Genomic DNA, 19,488 nt, shown 5'->3' on the forward strand with positions numbered 1-19,488 from the left:
CTTTATACTTGTCCCTGAATCTTCTCATAATTTGCCCTCAGAAAATTTTCTTGAACAGAAATTTATATAGATTCCCTTTCGGTATTATTGGCTAAATTAAAACTGGTAATAGCTGTTTTTTAATTCTGATTCGGTATCAACGTACTTTCTGTTTTTTGGTTTATCAATATCGGGGCTTGATTATGACAGTAAGCACCTTGTCCTCAATTCCACAAATCGAAAAGATCCTTCAGCAAGCCTTCATATCTCCTTACATCGAGCGGTTGAGTCGTCCAGTAGTGACGGACATTGTTCGTGAGCAGGTGCAGGCGTACAAAAAGAAGCACCTGAGAGATCCTGAAGGTGTACCGTTTTCCCTTGAACAGCTTTATCACTACATAGAGCAGGCATGTTGGCTGGTGAATCGTCAGCGTTTGCAGAGGGTCATAAACGGAACCGGGGTGATTGTTCATACCAATCTCGGTCGTTCGCCAATTGATGCTGAACTTTGGCAAAGCGTAACTGAAGTTAATACTCACTACAATAACTTGGAGATCGACCTTGCTACCGGTAAACGCGGTAAGCGCAAAGGCATGTTGCAGCAGCTGATGCAATATCTGGTGAAAGGTGAAGACACCCTGGTTGTGAACAACAATGCCTCTTCTATCTATCTTATGCTGCATGAACTGGCTAAAGGGAAAGAAGTGATTGTTTCCCGCGGTGAGCAGATCCAGATCGGCGGCGGCTTTAGGATCCCTGATATCCTGGCACTTTCCGGTGCCAAGTTGGTGGAAGTCGGTACGACTAACATCACGACAACTCAGGATTACCTTGATGCAGTAACCGAAAATACTGCCATGGTTCTGTTGGTTCACACCTCTAATTTTAAGATCCGGGGCTTTACCGAATCGCCGGATGTGAAAGAACTGGCGCAGGCATTGCCGGAGCATGTCATTCTGGCTGTTGATCAGGGCTCAGGTACAACGACAGAATCCATGCCAGATGAGCCAACTGTCGCGAGTTACATTCAGGCGGGTGCAGATTTGGTTTGTTTCTCCGGTGATAAAATTCTGGGTGGTCCGCAGGCCGGTTTGGTGACAGGTAAGCAGCCGTTGATTAAGCAACTTGAAAAGAACCCGATGATGCGGGCTTTCAGGCCGAGCCGAATTGTTTATTCACTCCTTGAAGAACTGGTTGTGAGAAAACTTAACCAGCTTGAAAGCGGGCAGGGTGTTGCTGAAAGCAAGAATACCCAGCCGGAAGCGGTGCTTGAGCAAAGAGCTCAGCAGCTTGCAGAAGGTTTTGGCGAGCAGTTGCAGGTTGTCCGCTCTGAAATGACGGTCGGTGGTGGGTCACTGCCGGATCAGAACGATCCTTCCTGGTCTGTCGAGATCAGTCCTGAAAACGGTCGCTATAAGCGCTCAGCCGAGAAATTACTTGAGGTTATGCGTAACTGGCCGCTGGCGGTTATCGGCGTGATCAAGCATGACAAGGTACAGCTGAATATGGCAACCATTTCTGATTCTGAGATTCCTTATCTGCGTGGCCAGCTGGCGGAGGTACTGCAATGAGTTATGTAGTCGGAACAGCAGGTCACGTTGACCACGGTAAATCAGCGTTGATCAAATCACTGACAGGTATTAATACTGCCCACCTTCCTCAGGAAAAAAAGCGTGGGATGACAATTGATCTCGGTTTTGCCTTTTTTAAGCACCCCAACGGTGAGCCGGTGGGTGTGATTGATGTGCCGGGACACGAACGCTTTATTCGAAACATGGTTGCCGGGGTCTGGAGCCTCGACATGGTCTTGTTCGTGGTTGCCGCCGATGAAGGCTGGATGCAGATGTCAACTGATCACCTCAAAGTGATTGCTGCGATGGGGATTGAAAATGTCACTCTGGTGATCACCAAGTCAGATTTGGTTGATGATGAGATGCTGACATTGGTAGAGGAAGAAGCGCTGGAGCAGTTCCTGGAAATTGCCGGGTTTATTCCTGATTCTATGGTGGTATCTGCACATCAGAATAAAGGGGTTGATGCTCTGCGTCAGCATATCTGCCGTAAGATCGACAAAATGGAAGAGCTGGATGCATCACGTACAGACAGCGAGCGTCAGGCGCATTTGTACATCGACCGTGTGTTTACGGTAAATGGCGTTGGCACAACGGTGACCGGTAGCTTGTGCGGTGGTGAGTTTACCATTGGCCAGAAGCTGTACCTTCAGCCTTCCGGCAGGGAAGTACAGGTGAAGAGTCTGCAGTCCTACCACCAGAATATTGAAACGGCTAAACCGGTATCACGGGTAGCGATTGGCCTTAAAGGTGTGAAGAAGAAAGACGTAGAGCGTGGCTTCTGCCTGATGGCCTCGAAAGAAGCTGGCTTTATGGTTGATGAAGTCATTATCCGCCTTGATAGCATGCTGTTCGAGAATAAATGTCGTAACAACAGTGAAATTGAAGTTGCCTTCGGTACATTCAATACTCTGGCTAAGGTGTTTGTTTTCAAAGGAACAAACCTTGCCCGCCTTCGTCTCAAAGAGCCTGCATGCTGTTTCTGGAATCAGCGTGCATTGTTGATTCAGCATGGTGGCAGTCGAATTGTTAACTGCGGTGCCATCGTTTGGGGCGGGGCGGTAGAGAAACAACAACGTAGCAAGCTTTATGATCTGCTGATGGACATGCCAGAGAAGCCTGCCTGGGAAGATTACGTCAACATTAACATGGCGCTCTATGGCTATGCTAAGCGGGGCGATCATCAGTTGGATGAAAGTAGCTATAAGGTTTGCGGTGAATGGCTGTTTACCGAAGAGTGCTTTGAACAATCCCATCAGCAGGTTGAGGCTATCCTCCAGCAGGAGCAGATCGACCTGTCGGTGAATGAACTGAGCGGTAAGCTACAACTGCCGGTAGAAACGCTGTCAGCACTGTTGCAGCAGATGGTAGAAGAAGGCAAGTTGCGCCAGAATGGTGAGTTGTTCTCTTTGGGTAATGGTCGAAGTGAAACTCAGCTTTCACCGGTTGCTAAGCAAATTCTCGATCACATGAGTAAGGCGGAAAAGCAGGGCTTTGAAGCGGATAAAGAAAAGATCCCAGGGGCACAGAAAGAGCTGCGAAATCTGGTGCGTCTTGGTTTTGCTGTACCGCTTGAAGGCAAGATTTACTACGAGAAGAATATCTACGAACAGTTAGTCACAGATCTGATTGATGGTCGTGAGATGGACGAGCGCTTTACCATTGCCGATGCAAGGGAGCGAACCGGTTTATCCCGTAAGTACATGATCCCGGTTCTGAACCGAATGGAATCTGATGGTTGGATCAAACGGGTTGAAAATGATCGCCAGGTGCTGAGAACCTTCGAAGAAGCCGTGGCGTAATTTGGACTGATTGATGTAATTTAAAGCCCTGCGATGTGCTGCATCGCGGGCTTTTTGTTTTTATTGATACTTATGTTATAACATAACAAAACAGCGACCAGTCAATAGCATGAAAAAGCATCCAGTTCACTTTTTACGGCCAGGAATCCATTTATTGAAGCGAGCCCTTCGTTTTGTCAGTAATGTCCATCGCCAATTATCAAATTACAAGCATTTATCTCGATGGCCACGTAAGAGCCTATTGCTTTGGGCGTTAGCGGTATTTGTGGTGCCGACTGTGCAAGCCCATCCTCATTCCTGGGTTGATATGAAAACCTATATCGAAGGTAAGGATGGGATGATCACTGGCTTTAAAATGGAGTGGTCTTTTGATGCGATGACCTCGGCTTACATGCTTGATGGTGAAGATGTTTCTTTCGAAAACGAGCAGGAAACCTTTCGTAAGATCTCTGCATCGGTGCTAGAAAATATGAAGTACGAACACTACTTCACTTACTTTTATGATGGCGATAATCCGATTAAGTACAAAGTGGCCCATAGCGAGAAACTAACGCGTGACAGAGCTAAGTTAGTACTCAGTTTTGAGCTTCCTCTTTCAAAGCCAAAGCCGGTTACACGAGATTCGTTGCGTTTATTGATTTTTGAGCCGAGTTACTATGTTGATATGGCGTGGAAATCGGCAAACGATGTTGTCTTGTCGGCTGAGCTTGCCCGCCAATGTCAGCTGGAAATGATTGAGCCTAATCCGACTTCTGAGCAAATGAGCTATGCGATGTCTTTGCCTACTGACGCCGACCCGGATAATGCGCTAGGACAGCTGTTTACCCAGACAGTGAAAATCCATTGTGCGGGAATTCCTGCTGCCTAATGAGTACTCGTCAGCCCAAAAGAAAAATAACCATGAACCAACCTTTTTCTCAATCAGAATGTAACGAAATGGTAAGACGTCGGGCTCACCGAGGTCGTTGGTGTATAGCCGCTATTGTCTCATCAGCCTTAGCAATTGGCTTATATCAGTTGTGGTTGTTGTGGCCATCACTGGTGGTTGCCAGTATTCAGTGGCAGCGCGAGGTAAACGCCCAACTGGCAGACTTGTTATACGATGCTAAGGCAAACCCGTTGATTGCAGGTGGATACCTGGCCGGATTCAGTTTTCTTTATGGCATGCTTCACTCATTAGGGCCGGGGCATGGCAAAGTGATTGTTACTACCTACCTCGCGACCCACCCGACGAAGGTGAAAGCAAGTCTGATGCTGACAGTTATTTCAGCTTTGTGTCAGGCATTGGTCGCGATTGTATTGGTGAGTGTTTTGGTTTGGGGCTTTAGCGCGTCAATGCGTGCGGTTAACCAAAAAGCGATGATTTTTGTGTCGCTGAGCTTTGCGTTGGTAGCTGTGCTGGGAGCACTGATTTGCTGGAAGGCGATAAAGCATATTTATTACTCAATGCGGCATTCTAAGCTTCAGGTGATGGCTTTGACGCCGTTGTCAGCTCAATCACCTGACGAAACCGGGCAGCTTGCGTTAAAGTCAGCTGCTCACTCTTCAGCCCAGCCTTTTGCAGGCAAGCCTTCTTTAGCTCAGAACCATCACCATCATTACGAAGGGTGTGGTTGTGGTCACCAGCATGTCGCTGATGCTGAAGCGATTAACCGGGCTTCCACATGGAGGGAGTATGTCGGTATTGTGGCAACGATTGGGATTCGGCCTTGCACCGGTGCCATTATGGTACTTCTGTTTGCCAATATGGTCGGAATGTATTGGATGGGAGTCATTAGTGCGGTGGTGATGGCGGCAGGGACAGCACTTACAACCTCCCTCATTGCTATGATGACTTTAACTGGTAAGCATTTGGTTAAGCGTTATCTGATGGCTGGCAACAATAATAGTAGCAAGGCGGGCTGGAAACTGACTGGTTACTACCTTCAGTTTTTTGGCGGTATATTGCTGATGATTATTGGCCTGTTATTGATGGGCGGACAGGATTACGGTATTTCCCCGGTGTTTTCTGTTTAAAGGAAAAAGCCCTGTGATGTTTCTCATGACAGGGCTTATTGATTTCAGTTAAATCAGCGAACTAAGGCTACTTCGTCAGGTCAAAATCAACCCACACCAGACGGTGGTCAGAAGAAACACCTTTGCTGTTACCTAGTTCTTTATCGTAAACAAGATGGTAGCCGTCTTCGTTGCTTGCCGGCCAGAATACGCCCGAGTCTGTTACAGTCAGGTTTTCCGACGGGATTACGTGGTCTAGGCGAAGGCCACTCTTACTGGTGATGTGATCAATGTATGGTGTGTTTTTGTTGTCCCCGGTGCAGATATCCAGATCGAAGCATTCCGGACCGCCTTTACTGGTTGGGGTTTGGGACCCGATTGTCGCGTGAATGTTTACCAGCGGACTCTTTTGCAGATCGTTAATGGCTGTCAGATCGCCATCCCCCTGAATTGGATCGGCGTTCAGATCACCGGCAATAACGAATTTGCTGCCTGCTGCAAGGCCGCCTGTGATGCCTTTGTCATCATACATGTAGTTGTCTGATTCGATGTAGTCTTTCCAGAACTCGATTTCAGCATGATTTCGGATGACATTGTGGTTTGCCGCATTTGCCCAGATTGGCGGGGTAGGGTGTGAAACCAGAAAGTGAATGACTTGTTCGCCGGAAGGTGTCGGGATAATAATCGGCAGATCCGCGTGGTTTTTCGATGAAAGCGGGAACTGCTCCCAGGCTTCATCACTGTACCAGTTGTCACCACAACTCTTGCCTGTCGGGATCTTAGTTGGGTCATCACATTTCACAATTTTCAGGTTGGTTTCGCCAGGCATATCTTTCCTAAATAGTGATGTAAGTTTTTTGCAAGTTCCAAACAAGTACCTTTAAGAATCATGGCATTATGTTGGTTTTGGTTTTTTTGTGATTTTTGACAAAAAAGTACAAGTTTTACCGGGTTGGCTGTGTACTTTCTTGTACTTTATGGGAGCCAGCACTACTACGTTGCAGAATCACAAGAATAGCCTTCAACGCTGTCCTATGGGGACTTAAGATGCAATCACTTGTAATGAGTTGAGTTTCATCAAAAATTCAGGAGCACGCTCAAGGCCTTCATTCCAGTGCTTTCTAGAAATGTCCATTCTTTCTTCCAGATCTGCATATAATTGCTTGGCATTCGAAACAACTCGGTCACTACCAATAGGTGAAGGCCTTTCAGCCATTTTATGTTCACCAAATGATTGAATATGCTGTCTCATTTCAAATTTTGCTGTTTCAGGGCTATTTTCTTCGTCAGCACAATAGTCAAGAAACTCATGTAAATCGGCTCCTGTGTCACTGCATAAAGCAAGAATGCCTTCGAAGTCTGCGACAGAGCAAAAATGCACATTCTCTAATGGAATCTGGCCTTCAATTGCAGACTCAACTTTGTGCTTATGATCCTCTCCTAGATATGAGGCAAGTTTCACTCCTCCGCCGAGATAAAAATCTTGATGAGTTACAATCAATGCATACCTGTTTTGGTACTCAGCGAGATTTTCATAATTGCAACTTTCTAGAATTTCGGAGCATTTACCTGCCTGTTGGATTCCTTTTAAGTGCAAACTTTTAAGCTTATCTTTTAAAAAACCTGAATTATCTGTTGTTAGTACATCTTGCCTAGGCTCAACGCCTTTGGCATCAACGAAGATACTTGTACCATTAGATTGATACAAAAAATCCACAACCTTTCCTTGCTTCTTATGGAGCTTGTAAAAATCATTTAGCTGACTTTCCCTGACCGCCTTAAAGCCTGTCTCTTCAAATAGCAGCGCAAGATAGTTCTCAAACTCCTTAGCAAATTTATCTCTAAAGCCACCTGGGTCTGCTCTTTTTAGAGTTCTAATGACAAATTCGCTAATGCCAATTGTAGCCACATATGTATGAGCAGTTGAAATTCCAGATGGAAGTAAAATCAATGGATTAGATAGAAGCATGGGCTCTAAAAAATACTCAGACGGCTTAACATCACCTAGCTTCTTTCGTCGTTCCTGGGCAAGCTCTCGCATCTCTAAGGCATTCACACCTACAGTTTTTAGCATTAGCTTGATAGTTTCCATGCTAAAAGCTGGGTGTAACTTAGCAATAAGCTCTTTGTACGGTATATAAGCTGTATTCTGATTCATAAACAATGAACAAAGAAATAGTGAGAAAACGAAGAAATCTTGAAGATCTATTCCCACTTGCGCCTTGAAATTGGTTTTAAATGAACTGCTTGCACTATCAGAACACATCAAGGTATATAGCCTGACAAGGAAAAAACTGTGGTGAATTTGGTCGATTTGGAAGCGCAACTGCGGCAGAAAAAAAGACCGCATGGTTAGCCAAATGTTCTCAGTAGTACTTATTTTTGACGCGTCACTCTGTAGGCGCCACATCTTATCTAATATCTTCTGTACGTCTTGTTCGGTTGCGTCAATAGCTCCCTTGTTTGGCTCAAGCTCCAGAACCCAATCAAGCGTCAGACATACAACCCATGGCATGCCGATTGTTCCATCATCATATTTGGCATGTAGTCTTCCCAAAAGCAAATTAACCATAGAATGAGTAGTATAACGTTTTATCCCATTTCTAATTTGCCTGGCTTTCTTTTCAAACGACATTACATCTCCGCAACTGAACCAGATAATATATTGAGTGCATATTATTTAGTAATCCGCAAAAATAGCCAATAATCTTTAGAAAACTCTGCACAGCTCATCTCCTTGCCAAACATCATCTTGCGATATAATCTTATTTTAGCTGTATACATATACAGTAAAGTGCGCAAAAGGTGGAGTAAATTCTTGGAGTCAATTGATGTCAGCTTTCCCGAGTCCTGCGAGTGGCCACGAAGAAAAATTTATCGGCGATACGCTGGGTGAGCACATCATCAGGAAGCCGTCAGCAACGTTAGTCTGGATGTTCGATTACGACTTTGTACGAATGAACCTGTTGAAAGGTGATATTGGCGTATTTGAAGTTGACCGAAGGCCGCATGATGAGTGTTTAGCCTTGGTTGAGCACTTTGGTGAGACGTTTCCGTGCCAACTGTTCTGGCGACATGAGAAGTGGTTTGCTGTTACTGATGACCGCCAGGGTAGAGTAACTGAAGATATGACGCTTGTAGGCGTAGCTCGCTGTTTTATCAAAGACCTATTGCTAGAATAAACTGAGGTGAGGGTACGGCAGATGAAGGTGACGCATGTGAACCAATTAAAAGCATTGAGGCGTAAGCTGCAGAAAAAGAAGAGTAATTTTACTGCTGAGCACGAATTCAAAGGCGCAGATGAGCTTCCGCTCTCTCAAGAAGAGCTAGATACTGCAGTTGAGCTCAACCAGATTATCACCGTCATGCTCAAGGGTCAGCAGCAATTCCCTGCCTTCCAGTTTGATTCCACTGAACAGATTTACCCAGCCCTGCAAGAGCACCTACCAAGACTATTGGCCGCTCGTAGCTCCTGGGATATCTGCTTTTGGCTTTTCACAGAGCAATCAATCACGCTCAAGAGAGCTGTGCCGAATGCCGCCAGGCTAAGAGATATCTCTGTTGAAGAAATGCTTAAGCTGGGCAAGCAGGCAGCAGAGCAGACAGAGCGTTACGAAGGTCGTCCGATTGATGTAGCAACAAGCGGAAATTCAGAGGTATTCGAAGCTTGCGTTGAGAATCTTCTGAATCCAGATTATCGAGACATACCTGTACTCAGCTAGAGCCACGGAGCACTAAAAACTAAGCATGCACTGAAATTTAGACAGCAAATTTGCCAGCGAAGCCATACCACTAATAGATTGAAATGTAAGAGCTAATTTTCAGTTTCCACACTTTTCACATCGAAAGTTTTGGCAATCGCAACACTTTTTACATCGAAAGCTTTGGCAATCGCAACACTTATCACAGTGAAAGTGCATCGGTTCTTAGTCATGAACTAGTTTATGGTTATGTCGCCACGCCTAACTAGCATGCAAAAGCGGGAATAATAGTGGCTGTACACATAAATTTGGTGTGGAACTGTAGAGCCAGTCATGTATTTGTCGAATGCCTTCAGTGTCCGCTCAGGAAGTCCTGATGGGTCAACGACTTTAAATGGGACATTCTCAAGCTCGAACTCTTCTAGCTCTGGCAGCAACAAGTCAAATTCAACACTCATATAATTTCCTTATTTGTTTGAACGAAGCTTATCTTATGACGCCGTCTGCACTACAATAAACTCGTCACTGGAGATTGCAGCACACAACATTAGTGTGTGACTCTAAAGGGGGATTGCCGTCCCCCTTTCAACCGCTATCACCGAAAGCTTCCTTGCCCTCAAACACTTCATCAACTATCAGAAAACCAGTCTATTAGTAGCTTGAATAGTTTTATGCCGCTTTCAACAAGCACCTTCGATAGTAGTGTCAGTAGCGCCTGGAAAAGTGGGCCCTTAGTTGCCGGCTTGAATTTCTTGTATGACAGTAACGATTTCTGTTTTTTTTGCATAAACGACCCTCTCACATAGGAATGTGATTATTGGTATTCAAATTGAGGGCAAGATTGGCTATAGTGGCAGCATAAAGCAAAGCAGCATTAGTCAATCATGCCTGGTGTTGTTAGGTACCAAAATGCTCTGACCTATTTTGTTACCTTGGAGGCCTCGTCAATAGCGAGGCTTTTCTATATCTGTAATCCCATTTTTCCTCCTCATTCTATATGCTACCAAGCAATACATTATGGCAAGGTGGCAGATCAAACCACTATATTTGATGATCTTCAAGTCTCACCATGAAATTACCCCATCTCAAGTCATCATAAGGAATTAGATAGGTTTTGCCGCAATTCCTGGGCTCATCGTGCCTTATGCACTTAAGCTGAGAAAAACCTTACCAGAACTTTAAGCGGGCAGCACCGGAAAGGGGACATAGAACAACCTTTCCCTCCCTTGCTTGATAACAAGAATTATCGGTGATGCATTGAAAACAAATCATATGCTAGCCTCGTGAGCATATTGAATTTGATAAAGCCCAATGCTTTACTGAGTTCAACGCGATTCGAATCGATGCTCAATATGAGGCCGAGCGTGCCAAGCTGGCTCTTGCATCTAAACGTAACTGAAATCGGGTACGTTTCTTGTCGAAGTGCACCCTATAATGGGTACACTTCTCCGCGCTTTTATTTCTGCCCTCGTTCTTTATCGGTGCTTAACCCGTTTGATTCGGCAAGCTCAAATATCTTCGCTACTTGGACTGTAACTAAATCCATTCTTTCCTCCGCAGGCATTTGATAAGCAAGAATGCCTACTACAAAGATCGAGATAATTATACGCACCACACTGTTTGCTATCGCCTCCTTAAAACACTCCTTCCATGGCTTGACTTTTGGCTGTTTAAGTTTAGCTATTTCATTTTTCAGAATTTCTTTTTCAACTTTGTTACGAAGACCTTCAAGTTCTGCATGCCTTCGCTCTAAAGCCAGAGCCTTTTGATGGACTCGATTATGGTTCATTAAAGTAAGACGAAGTTGTTTTTCAATAAATTGAACTTCGGACATTGTAAGACCTTTCTTAATCAAAAAAGGCTTCAATTGCACAAAGGGCTCCTACAAAATGACACTGTCACTAAAAACACTAAATATAGGGTTTAGTGAGTAGGGTGATACAAGATGTGGTTTATTAGGCGAGATTTCGGAAAAACAAACATTGATCTAAGTCATTTTTTTGCAATGACAGTACCGTGAACAACCGATGATTTTGAACTGTGGATAAGTTTGAAATGTAAGCATTTTTTTGAAGCTTTTTGTCAACAAATTTAATTGTTTCCAAGTCCCTTTTTATTAAAAAAAACGCTTGAAAATTAGACAAACACTGGATCAAAAAAGGCCGCACTAGGCGACCTTTCAAACCAAGCTAATGCTGTCCTTTTCACATTTTGGTTATTTGACGGGCTGCAATTGAATCAGCTTGGCCAGGTTAGCCTTCTCTTGCTCAAGCCTCTCAATTTGCTCCTGGAGCTGCTCAATTTCATAAAGCTTTGTGAGCAATGCTTGTTCAAGGTTGGCGTTATTCGTCATCACCTTGTCAGCATGGGCCTTCATGGCATCCCTGAGCTCAAAAGCCTCTTCTTTGTCATTCTTAAGCTTATTATTTTTATACTTCAGATCAGCGTTTTCGTTCATCAAGGCTGTTAGTTCGGCGCTCTCAGAGGTGTCAGCAAGGCTGCCACCATTCTTTTCCCATTCTTTGTAGACAGGAATGATATTACGAGCTTGCTTAACGAAGTCTTTGTAGTGGTAAATAGCACCACGCTTTTGGCCCGCTTCCTTGTTGACTTTGGCCATGTTGATCTTGCCATCAGCAGGCGTACGCTCTGGCGTGTTGAATAGCACGCGCTTAAATGCATCCTTAATGAGAGACAGCGTTTCACTGCCTTTCTCACTCAAATCATCATCTTTAATTTCTGCCAGCAAATTGTCGATTTTCTGGGTAATGTTTTCCTCTGTCATGACTCTCTCCTTATGCTGACATTACAATTGACTGATTAATGTTATTAATGATCGGCTCATAGGCCCTGTGCTCAATGCCAAGGTCGTTAAACGTCTTCTGCAGGGCTATGATATCCATGCGATCTTTATGCAGAATGGAAGGCATATAGCGATTTGAGCTGTTACGACGCTCGAACTTGCGGATAAGTAACTCATAGTGGGGGATTAGCTTCTTGGCTTTATTTAGGGTGATGACTTCGTTAGTACATGTCACCGTCGATTGCTCGCTATTGCAGATCCGTGAGCAAGTCGCATTGGTGCAGTAGCCGAAAGGAAGGTCAACGACACTTAGGATGCCGGTTTCGATGCGCTTTTTCACTTCGGCCCGGGTGATGTAAATCTTGCCTTCGCCTTCGATATAGCCATCATTTTGCTCTCGTTCGGCCATGATTGACTTGCCCTTTTTCCCGCCAAGCACATCATCGTTATAGAATTCTAGGATTATATCTGTCTGAATATCGACGTGCATTTCACGCAGCTCGTCCTGGAACTCGGGATCCATCATCATGTCCATGAACGCCACATGCATTGACCCGTTTGTATACCATTGGGTCATGTAAACGTTCAGGTGCTTGAACTGGTGCTTTAGGTCAATCAGAGATCCCAAGCGATTCCTGAGAACAAATACCGCCAGAGTCCGTCGTGACATGTGTGTTGAATAATGAATCACATCGTCTTCTTTATATTCTCCGACATAATCTTCGTTGGCTACGTTAAATTCAGCCAGGGTCTTTTCATTCAAGCGTAACGGTGACTTTTTCCCTTTGTTCTCCTTCTCAAAGGACTTCACAAGCGCACTGATTTCATTGTTTATTCTCTCGCCTATATTACCTGAGCTCCATACGAAGCTTGGTTTTTTTTTCATTCTCACAAGCCTTGGGGGAACACATAGCCCATTGATCTCACTGAGTAGTTTTTTCTTCATGTCAGCATCATAGTCCGATGCTTCTAAATTTTTTCTGCAGATCTTCCTATGCGGTTCAAAAATGGTGCGCCACAATTCCAGGGCCAGCTTTACGTCAGGAATGGTAACCCAGTCGGCCTCTAGCGGTACGCCATCGTTCGTCTTTGTTACTACTGAATGAACGTAAGGAATGACGTTGTTGTCATCAACTTGTTTTTCGTGATAAGCCAGTTCTGTTGCAGAAGCAATTTCGTTATATCGCATCCCCGTAAATCCAGCGATTACGAGATAGCACATTCCCGCTAACCAAGAATGTCCACCCCAAAGCCCATTAAGAGCGAAATTGGACGGAACTCCATGTTTTTCTTTTAGTTGTTTTTGAAACTTTGTTTTCTCCTTAGATTCTCTTGCTTTCCATAATTTCTTATCATTCATAGCCTCAAAGAGGTCGGCTGACGCGTTTTTAATCGCATCCGCATATGGGTGCCACTCCTTCACTATACTAAGCGCTTGTGAATACAACGGTATTGCGATTTCCTCGGGCAAGCAAATTGTTTGCTTTGAAGGCTGCCCGAGTTCTTTGGCTAATTTTTTTACCTCTGAGATAGAGCGGCCAATTAAGCCATATTGGTGAAAGCGGTTTACCGCCGCAAAGTACTGCTCCAACGTTGCCGATGAATATTTTCGACAACCTATCTCAGCTAGCCATTTTTGGTAGTGTTCTTCAGACTCAAGATATTCCCAGCCACTCCCGCCTACCGCTTGAATTAGGAGGGATACTGATGACATGGAGTCAATATTATTATTTAAAGTGCGCAGGGCTTTAGGTTTTCCCTTTGCATACATATGTTCCCATATGTAAACTTTGACAGCCTCTCTGAATTCTTTGTGTAATCGTGTAAAATCTAAGGTTGTCGTTGTCGTAGTGTTCACTAGAAAGTGGCCAGCCATGTACCACTGATCATCTCTGAACCAGCTTCTCGGGACTCCAGTGGAGTCGTAAGAGACGATTATGTTGTCACGCATAGATTGTGGCAGTGATTTAATTTCTTCTACCCATACAGGCTTAGGGACGGCCACGTCCTCACGTAGGTCGGCTAGATTGAATTCTTTTAAGATTGCCATTCCTTATGCCTCCACAATCATGTCATTCAGGTCGCTTTCTTCTTGCCAGATCGGATGTAACTCTCTCTCCGCGATACGAGACTGTGCAATATCGAAATTATTACGGTTTTTTTCCTTGAGGCGTTCAATAAGATGCATGACGCGCTTCTGTAGTTTTGTGTATTTGGATGAAGGCATACTGTTAATCGCAGGTCTTGAAAGCATCTGGTACAACAAGAATTGAAATGAGAGCAGTAGCCAGATGTCGTCAACATCGGTAGTAATGGCATAACTTTTACAAAACAAGCAGTCAGTGAATTTCATGCATGGAGGGATATCTTCATCTTCGCCAATCAACCCGTTTGTACGAAGTTCACGAGCCTGCCGTTGTGCTTTATCGCCTAAGGCATCTGTACATTTTCCAGTTGGCGTATCGCTCACAACTTTATTGTTGGTGTGCTGCTTGGCACGAAGTCTCTCGAGCTCCTCTGGAGTGATGGGGTCTTTAAACTTGGCTTCTGCCTGGGAAATTGCATCAGGCTTGTTCATGCCACCCACAAGAGCTCCTAATGCTGATATCGACTTCGCCAGCTTACGCTCTTTATTCTCAATATTGCCATCCGAGTAGCTCTGTATGGCAGTCTCGGCAGAGTGATTGTTTGCGTGTGCTGCAACAATGAAATCATTGGTGACCGTAACAAGTACCTCGGTTTTGGTTTTTCTAAACCGTGTATTTACTGGTCGTGGAGCCTCGGTATGATCTTCAATTAAATCGGCAAAGGTTGTAAGCTGTGATCCTGAAATATATTCGCCTTCTCGACCTAGGGTGAGGTTCGGAAATAGATAGTCACCAACATCTAGTTTATCCAACAGTAGGAGCCATGTTTCTAAGAGTTGTCGAGCATACTTAGAGAAGCCAAGGGGGGACTGTTGATTATTGAACTTGGCACGCCCTTTTACAGTATTTAGTTCGTAAGCATTGCCTTTATAATCCCTGTAATTCGCGAAAAGCCGCTCAATAGCTTCATCGGTCAATTGCAAGGTATGCTGCTCAGCCTTGACGATAAACATGTTGTTATAGTCGATATCAGAGCGACGCATTTTCCGAAGAGGCGTCAGGTTAATGCCGGTATATAGTGATATTAAATAAAGAGCCGATGCTGACAGTGTTGCTAGCCACCCGTTTTCGCTACTGGGGCTAGACACCCTTAATTTTGCAACACGCTTCTGCTCAGTTGTGTCCGTAGTTGACAAGATACAAGTTTTAGGTTGAGTGTTTTTGGCTACATGTGCGCCGTAACTAGCGAGCACCCTGTGCATTACTTTTGCTAGCAGCTTGATCTCATGACGTGTGTATGCGGTGTGTTTTCCTTTATTGCGAGAAAAATGATGAACACTCTCTTTGGCATCAACGCCGTTCTCAAGCAGATATCGAAGTAGTGCACCCTGCCTACATCTAGCCGACCCTTCTTTTAGCTTTCCTTTCTGCACTTTTTCTTTCAAATGCTTCGAGTAAAGCACTGCACACTCGATGGAGAGGGAGACCTCAACTCCCGCCTCATCACATACTCTGACAAAATTCCCGATAATTTCTAACGCTACATAAATCGTTCGAAGAGACTTACTTTGACGCTTCATTGTCTGAGCGTAATCATAGAAACTCTTAACCATCTCAGTTCGAGATGGGTGGATTAAGCGCATATCCAGCGCACTCTCATTTAAAAGTTTTGCCTTTCTGACCGCTCTTTGTCTGACTTTTCTGGGGCTGGTGCGAGGCACGCCTTTATAGAAATAGCGCACAAAATGATAGGCTATTTCGTTATTAACTGTAAAAACGAAACTTTCCAGGTCTATAGGAGCATCCTGTGTCAACGGCACTACGTTGCTATCTTGCTGAATATCAAGCTCGGTTGACTCAGTGGAATACGTTTTGCGGCTTCTGTTTTTCTTAAAGCCCATTAGTGGTACTCCTTATTCATAATAGTTCCTACTACGTCCTGTACATCGTCCTCTTTTTCTTGGAGTTCTTTCTTAAGTTCCGCCCTGATCTTGTCTAATTCAGTCAGCATTTCTTGTTCTTCTTTGCCATGTGTCATAGATAGATATTCTTCGTAGATATCATTGCCATGCGTGACCTGGCTTGCGTATTTCAAGTAATTGATGGTAACCGTGTGGTTTTCATGCCCTAGGCAATTCCCGATATATGTCAGAGCCATATCATTGCCTTTATCATTCCCGTGATGACGCGAGAATAGTCGACGTAGATACAGATAGCGTCCCGTAGCATAGGTAGAGCGCAGGTTATGGTATTTGTGGTCAAATTCGAGGTTAGGGTACGCTTCTCTTACCGCATTCCGCACTCGGCCCCAGTCGGCATTCACTGTATTTCTGTCGTAAAGTTTGCCGGACTGCGTTATGAATACCGGCGGGGAGTCATACGGGTCATCAGGAAAGTTTTCTTTAAACTTATCTAAGCGAGTGATGTAGCGGTCGGACTCCAGGTATTCACGTAACTCCTTCATTAGAGAGAGCGGTATTTCAATGTTTCGGGGTTTCATGCCCTTTGTAAATACCCCGTCTTTGGGTGCAAGCCTGATCCCCGTGATATACCTATCTTCACCTTTTTCCAGTATCTGTTTCTGACTTGCTGTTAACTGCTTGGTACAGCTAAGGCGGAAAGTTATAAACTCATTTCTACGCAGCCCGGCCCACCGGGACAACTTAATTGCCAGCTTGTGCTCTATGCTGATAGCTGTGCGCTGACTCTTCTTTATCTCCTCGCCATTATCATCTTCGTCCACAATTTTGTATGAAAGACCGTAGCCGCCTTTCAATACATCTGCTGTTGCGTCCCATTCAGCCTGGTTCATCGGGTACAACTCTCTGCGTTTATCAGCATCAATATCTTTGGGGAGATTTAAACGCATATCTGTTCCATCAATAGAAATCATGGACTCTTTAATCGATTTGCCACTCTTGGATTTCTGCTTGTGCTTGGTGTATTTGAATGGCAAGTAATCGAACTCTTCCCCTAATGCAAGTCGCCACTTGTAGAAGTTCACGACAGCATTCATATAGAGGCGTGTGGTCTTATTGGTTGTCTCAAGACTCCCATTTTTTGCTTTTCCTTCGAGGAAGTACTTGAATGCATAAGTTGGCCGGGATGTCAGAGGTTGTGGAAACGCATTCCATACCATTGGCGGTTCTTTGGGAGTGTAAGGATTTTTCTTTTGAAGCGCTTCTTGCTTTCGATTCCAGAACTGAATGAACTCAAGAAACTTCAGAAGGCCCTGGGCAGCATTGGAGATTGTCGAATCGGACTTTCCTTGTTCTCGCTTCAGTTGGATTAGGTAGCTGTTAAATTCGGTGAGGTAAGTGGTGCCGTCATAGAGCAGCGGCAATAGGCCGATGTTTTCAGTCTGTCGGAATCTGACCTTCTCGGTACCAGACTCATCACTATCGATTATCGGGTATCTGCTGAGTTTAAAATCCTTAATCCAGTAAATTTCTATGCTCATCCATTACCATCTCTATTAGTTTATAGGACTATATGTCCCTAGTTTAATATTAATGATAACTTGTACTTTTTGTTATGTAAACTTATAGCGTTGTCTTTTTGAGGTCTTCTTACAACACTGCCACTTGAAGTTCTGGAAAGTGCGGATGTTATTTTCATCAATTTGGAATTGGGAGAATACGGCAAAAGCATATTGCCCGTGGTAGTTACCAAAGCCCCAAGCGTCATTTTGGATATTTGTTGCTTTACCGTTATTGTCCAGGTCAAAACCACTTGGTTTACCTGTGTTGGTTGCGATGTTTTTCCGGAACTGGTAGCTGATTGGTTTTAGCTGCTCATTTTGCGCATAAGCCAGATAGTTATCATGAAAGCCCTCGATCGCCTTCATGTCTTTAGCTTCACCGTCGTTATTAAATTCAGCCAGCAGGAAGACATTCGGACGGGTACGCTGAATAGTTTCGGCAACGTTGCGGATCTGGATGATTTTCTTTGCTGTCGTTTTCTGTGCTTCAGTTAGTGTAGAATCATTGTCTTTATAGCGTTGAATCAGGGCTGATTGCTCTTCTCGGCTGAGTTCCATTTCTGCAACCAGTGCTTCATAAGTGTCGCGGTCAAAAGAAAGATTGTAGGTGGCGAAACGAGCTTCGGTGACAGGTTGAATTGTCTCATCATTGCTGGAAGAACAGCCGGCCAGAGCGGCCAGGGCGATAGAGGCAGCAATTACACTTCGAGTGAATTTCATTTTTATTATCCGATTTGTTTTTAAAACCAAACGAATGCTACATAATTTTGTTGCAATGTAATTGGTTGCTTACTTCTGTTGTGAGCACTGTCTTATTTATCTGCTCTTATTGACTACTTTGTCGGCATTGTATGAATTTGGTTAGCAAATTATCACTTTCAGCTAGTGTGCAATCGTTTGTCTTGATGCGTCGTATTGTTGTTTAGAGAGTTTGATATTTGCGTCTTTGTCAATTTACTGTGAGTTTTGTTCATTATTGGAGAGCCCTGCTAGAGCAAAATGCGTTTTTTCTGTACTTTATTGAGCAAATTATTTTTAAAGGTTTATCAATGAAGCAGGTTGTTTTAGCTGGTATGGTTGGTCTTGCGCTTGTCGGATGTAATTCAGGTTCATCTGATAGCAATACGAGTGCTGCAAAGTTTAATTTGGCCTTCTCTGATGCGCCGGTCGATAGTCTGAAGAAGGTGTGTGTGGCTTTTGATCAGATTTCGGTAAAGCAAACGGATGAAGATGAATCAAGCTGGGGGACGGCTTCATTTGCGGCTGATCAAAGCTCTGCTGAGTGTATCCCGGACACTTATTCAATTCCTGTTGATGCCGATGGTAACCCTTTGTTTATGGTCATTAACCTGATGGCTTTCCAGGGAGAGAAATCACTACAGGTTTTGAGTGACGAAGCCCTGGAGGCTGGAACATATACACAGATTCGCCTTAATGCGGTTGCAAGTGGTGATTATGGTGATCCAGTTAATACACCGTATTCTCATGTTGTGACTGACAGCGATCAGGTGATGGCGCTGGGTTACACCAATGCCAATGGCAAGATTATCATTCCTGATTCTTTTGAGATCTCTGCATCGACAGCGCCTAAATACACGCTTGAGTTCGATCTGCGCAAAGGTATTGTTGAAAACAAAGCACATGGCTATCGTTTGAAGACAACAGCCATTCGTATGGTGAACAACGAAAGTGTTGCGACAATCAATGGTTCTGTCGGTGCGTCATCGTGCAGTAACGATATCAGCGATGCTCACGTTTATGTTTACACCACACCGAACGATGGTAATTATGGCGATATTCAGGAAGACAGCACAAATGCACCATACGCGACTACCGCTGTTGATGCATCAACGGGATCGTTTGAAGTTGGCTATGTTCCGTTAGGCACATACGACATTGCACTTGTATGTAATGGTAGTGTTGATCATCCAGAGGAAGACAACAGCGCTGTGCTGAATATTGATACCGGCTCAATCCACAAGGATGCGGTTCTTACGACAGAGAACTTGACGGTTACTTTCTGATACCAAACAGAACGATAACCTGGCCTAATTTTGAAGCCCGCTATA

The 19,488-nt window shown here is 44.4% G+C and carries 16 protein-coding genes; 7 read left to right on the forward strand and 9 right to left on the reverse strand.

The genetic code is table 11. From position 1 onward, the window contains the following. The first annotated feature begins 182 nt into the window (after window positions 1-182). The 4 genes from selA to C942_RS07200 all read left to right on the forward strand — a co-directional run bounded on the left by selA (window position 183) and on the right by C942_RS07200 (window position 5,368). Window positions 183-1,550, forward strand: a complete 1,368-nt coding sequence (gene selA / locus C942_RS07185) for an L-seryl-tRNA(Sec) selenium transferase (protein WP_007464091.1) — start codon at window positions 183-185, stop codon at window positions 1,548-1,550. Further along, window positions 1,547-3,352, forward strand: coding sequence for a selenocysteine-specific translation elongation factor (selB, locus tag C942_RS07190; protein WP_007464093.1), 1,806 nt, complete (start codon window positions 1,547-1,549; stop codon window positions 3,350-3,352). The genes selA and selB overlap by 4 nt, the downstream gene beginning before the upstream one ends. Before the next feature lie 154 nt (window positions 3,353-3,506). After that, window positions 3,507-4,220, forward strand: coding sequence for a DUF1007 family protein (locus C942_RS07195; protein ID WP_007464095.1), 714 nt, complete (start codon window positions 3,507-3,509; stop codon window positions 4,218-4,220). Between the two features lie 68 nt (window positions 4,221-4,288). Next, complete coding sequence (locus tag C942_RS07200; protein ID WP_036799174.1) at window positions 4,289-5,368, forward strand: nickel/cobalt transporter; 1,080 nt, start codon at window positions 4,289-4,291, stop codon at window positions 5,366-5,368. 67 nt (window positions 5,369-5,435) lie between these two features. Here C942_RS07200 and C942_RS07205 read toward each other — a convergent pair whose 3' ends face one another. After that, complete coding sequence (locus C942_RS07205; RefSeq protein WP_007464099.1) at window positions 5,436-6,176, reverse strand: endonuclease/exonuclease/phosphatase family protein; 741 nt, start codon at window positions 6,174-6,176, stop codon at window positions 5,436-5,438. Window positions 6,177-6,389: 213 nt separating this feature from the next. Then, window positions 6,390-7,982: a GapS1 family protein gene (gene gapS1 / locus C942_RS07210; protein ID WP_007464100.1), complete on the reverse strand. Its 1,593-nt coding sequence runs from the start codon at window positions 7,980-7,982 to the stop codon at window positions 6,390-6,392. Between the two features lie 196 nt (window positions 7,983-8,178). Here gapS1 and C942_RS07215 point away from each other — a divergent pair, with 196 nt between their 5' ends. Both C942_RS07215 and C942_RS07220 read left to right on the forward strand, forming a co-directional pair. Next, window positions 8,179-8,529, forward strand: coding sequence for a hypothetical protein (locus tag C942_RS07215; protein WP_007464102.1), 351 nt, complete (start codon window positions 8,179-8,181; stop codon window positions 8,527-8,529). A 36-nt stretch (window positions 8,530-8,565) separates the two neighbouring features. Then, window positions 8,566-9,069: a hypothetical protein gene (locus tag C942_RS07220; RefSeq protein WP_036798987.1), complete on the forward strand. Its 504-nt coding sequence runs from the start codon at window positions 8,566-8,568 to the stop codon at window positions 9,067-9,069. A gap of 215 nt (window positions 9,070-9,284) precedes the next feature. On the opposite strand, the gene C942_RS25480 is transcribed toward C942_RS07220, so the two are convergent. The 7 genes from C942_RS25480 to C942_RS07255 all read right to left on the reverse strand — a co-directional run bounded on the left by C942_RS25480 (window position 9,285) and on the right by C942_RS07255 (window position 18,139). After that, window positions 9,285-9,506 carry a hypothetical protein gene (locus C942_RS25480; RefSeq protein ID WP_036798989.1) on the reverse strand — a complete coding sequence of 74 codons (222 nt, stop codon included), beginning with the start codon at window positions 9,504-9,506 and terminating at the stop codon, window positions 9,285-9,287. 998 nt (window positions 9,507-10,504) lie between these two features. Next, entirely contained in the window at window positions 10,505-10,921 is a 417-nt protein-coding gene (locus C942_RS07230; RefSeq protein ID WP_036798991.1) for a hypothetical protein, read from the reverse strand. A gap of 342 nt (window positions 10,922-11,263) precedes the next feature. Beyond that, complete coding sequence (locus tag C942_RS07235) at window positions 11,264-11,833, reverse strand: hypothetical protein (RefSeq protein ID WP_007464112.1); 570 nt, start codon at window positions 11,831-11,833, stop codon at window positions 11,264-11,266. Window positions 11,834-11,843: 10 nt separating this feature from the next. Beyond that, a complete protein-coding gene (locus tag C942_RS07240) occupies window positions 11,844-13,901 on the reverse strand; it encodes a hypothetical protein (protein WP_007464114.1) in 2,058 nt (685 codons plus the stop codon). 3 nt (window positions 13,902-13,904) lie between these two features. Beyond that, a complete protein-coding gene (locus C942_RS07245) occupies window positions 13,905-15,839 on the reverse strand; it encodes a hypothetical protein (RefSeq protein WP_007464116.1) in 1,935 nt (644 codons plus the stop codon). Then, window positions 15,839-17,398: a site-specific integrase gene (locus C942_RS07250; RefSeq protein ID WP_007464118.1), complete on the reverse strand. Its 1,560-nt coding sequence runs from the start codon at window positions 17,396-17,398 to the stop codon at window positions 15,839-15,841. Before C942_RS07250 ends, C942_RS07245 begins: the two co-directional genes overlap by 1 nt. Window positions 17,399-17,470: 72 nt before the next feature. Next, window positions 17,471-18,139, reverse strand: coding sequence for an endonuclease/exonuclease/phosphatase family protein (locus tag C942_RS07255; protein WP_007464120.1), 669 nt, complete (start codon window positions 18,137-18,139; stop codon window positions 17,471-17,473). A gap of 329 nt (window positions 18,140-18,468) precedes the next feature. Here C942_RS07255 and C942_RS07260 point away from each other — a divergent pair, with 329 nt between their 5' ends. Beyond that, complete coding sequence (locus C942_RS07260; protein ID WP_007464122.1) at window positions 18,469-19,443, forward strand: DUF4382 domain-containing protein; 975 nt, start codon at window positions 18,469-18,471, stop codon at window positions 19,441-19,443. The last annotated feature ends 45 nt before the right edge of the window (window positions 19,444-19,488 follow it).

The sequence above is a fragment of the Photobacterium marinum genome (assembly GCF_000331515.1).
In the GTDB taxonomy this organism is placed as follows: Bacteria; Pseudomonadota; Gammaproteobacteria; order Enterobacterales; family Vibrionaceae; genus Photobacterium; species Photobacterium marinum.

Coding starts and splice junctions, on each gene's coding strand:
- selA (WP_007464091.1), top strand. CDS start 183: ATGACAGTAAGCACCTTGTCCTCAATTCCACAAATCGAAAAGATCCTT.
- selB (WP_007464093.1), top strand. CDS start 1,547: ATGAGTTATGTAGTCGGAACAGCAGGTCACGTTGACCACGGTAAATCA.
- C942_RS07200 (WP_036799174.1), top strand. CDS start 4,289: ATGGTAAGACGTCGGGCTCACCGAGGTCGTTGGTGTATAGCCGCTATT.
- C942_RS07205 (WP_007464099.1), bottom strand. CDS start 6,176: ATGCCTGGCGAAACCAACCTGAAAATTGTGAAATGTGATGACCCAACT.
- gapS1 (WP_007464100.1), bottom strand. CDS start 7,982: ATGTCGTTTGAAAAGAAAGCCAGGCAAATTAGAAATGGGATAAAACGT.
- C942_RS07215 (WP_007464102.1), top strand. CDS start 8,179: ATGTCAGCTTTCCCGAGTCCTGCGAGTGGCCACGAAGAAAAATTTATC.
- C942_RS25480 (WP_036798989.1), bottom strand. CDS start 9,506: ATGAGTGTTGAATTTGACTTGTTGCTGCCAGAGCTAGAAGAGTTCGAG.
- C942_RS07235 (WP_007464112.1), bottom strand. CDS start 11,833: ATGACAGAGGAAAACATTACCCAGAAAATCGACAATTTGCTGGCAGAA.
- C942_RS07240 (WP_007464114.1), bottom strand. CDS start 13,901: ATGGCAATCTTAAAAGAATTCAATCTAGCCGACCTACGTGAGGACGTG.
- C942_RS07245 (WP_007464116.1), bottom strand. CDS start 15,839: ATGGGCTTTAAGAAAAACAGAAGCCGCAAAACGTATTCCACTGAGTCA.
- C942_RS07250 (WP_007464118.1), bottom strand. CDS start 17,398: ATGAGCATAGAAATTTACTGGATTAAGGATTTTAAACTCAGCAGATAC.
- C942_RS07255 (WP_007464120.1), bottom strand. CDS start 18,139: ATGAAATTCACTCGAAGTGTAATTGCTGCCTCTATCGCCCTGGCCGCT.
- C942_RS07260 (WP_007464122.1), top strand. CDS start 18,469: ATGAAGCAGGTTGTTTTAGCTGGTATGGTTGGTCTTGCGCTTGTCGGA.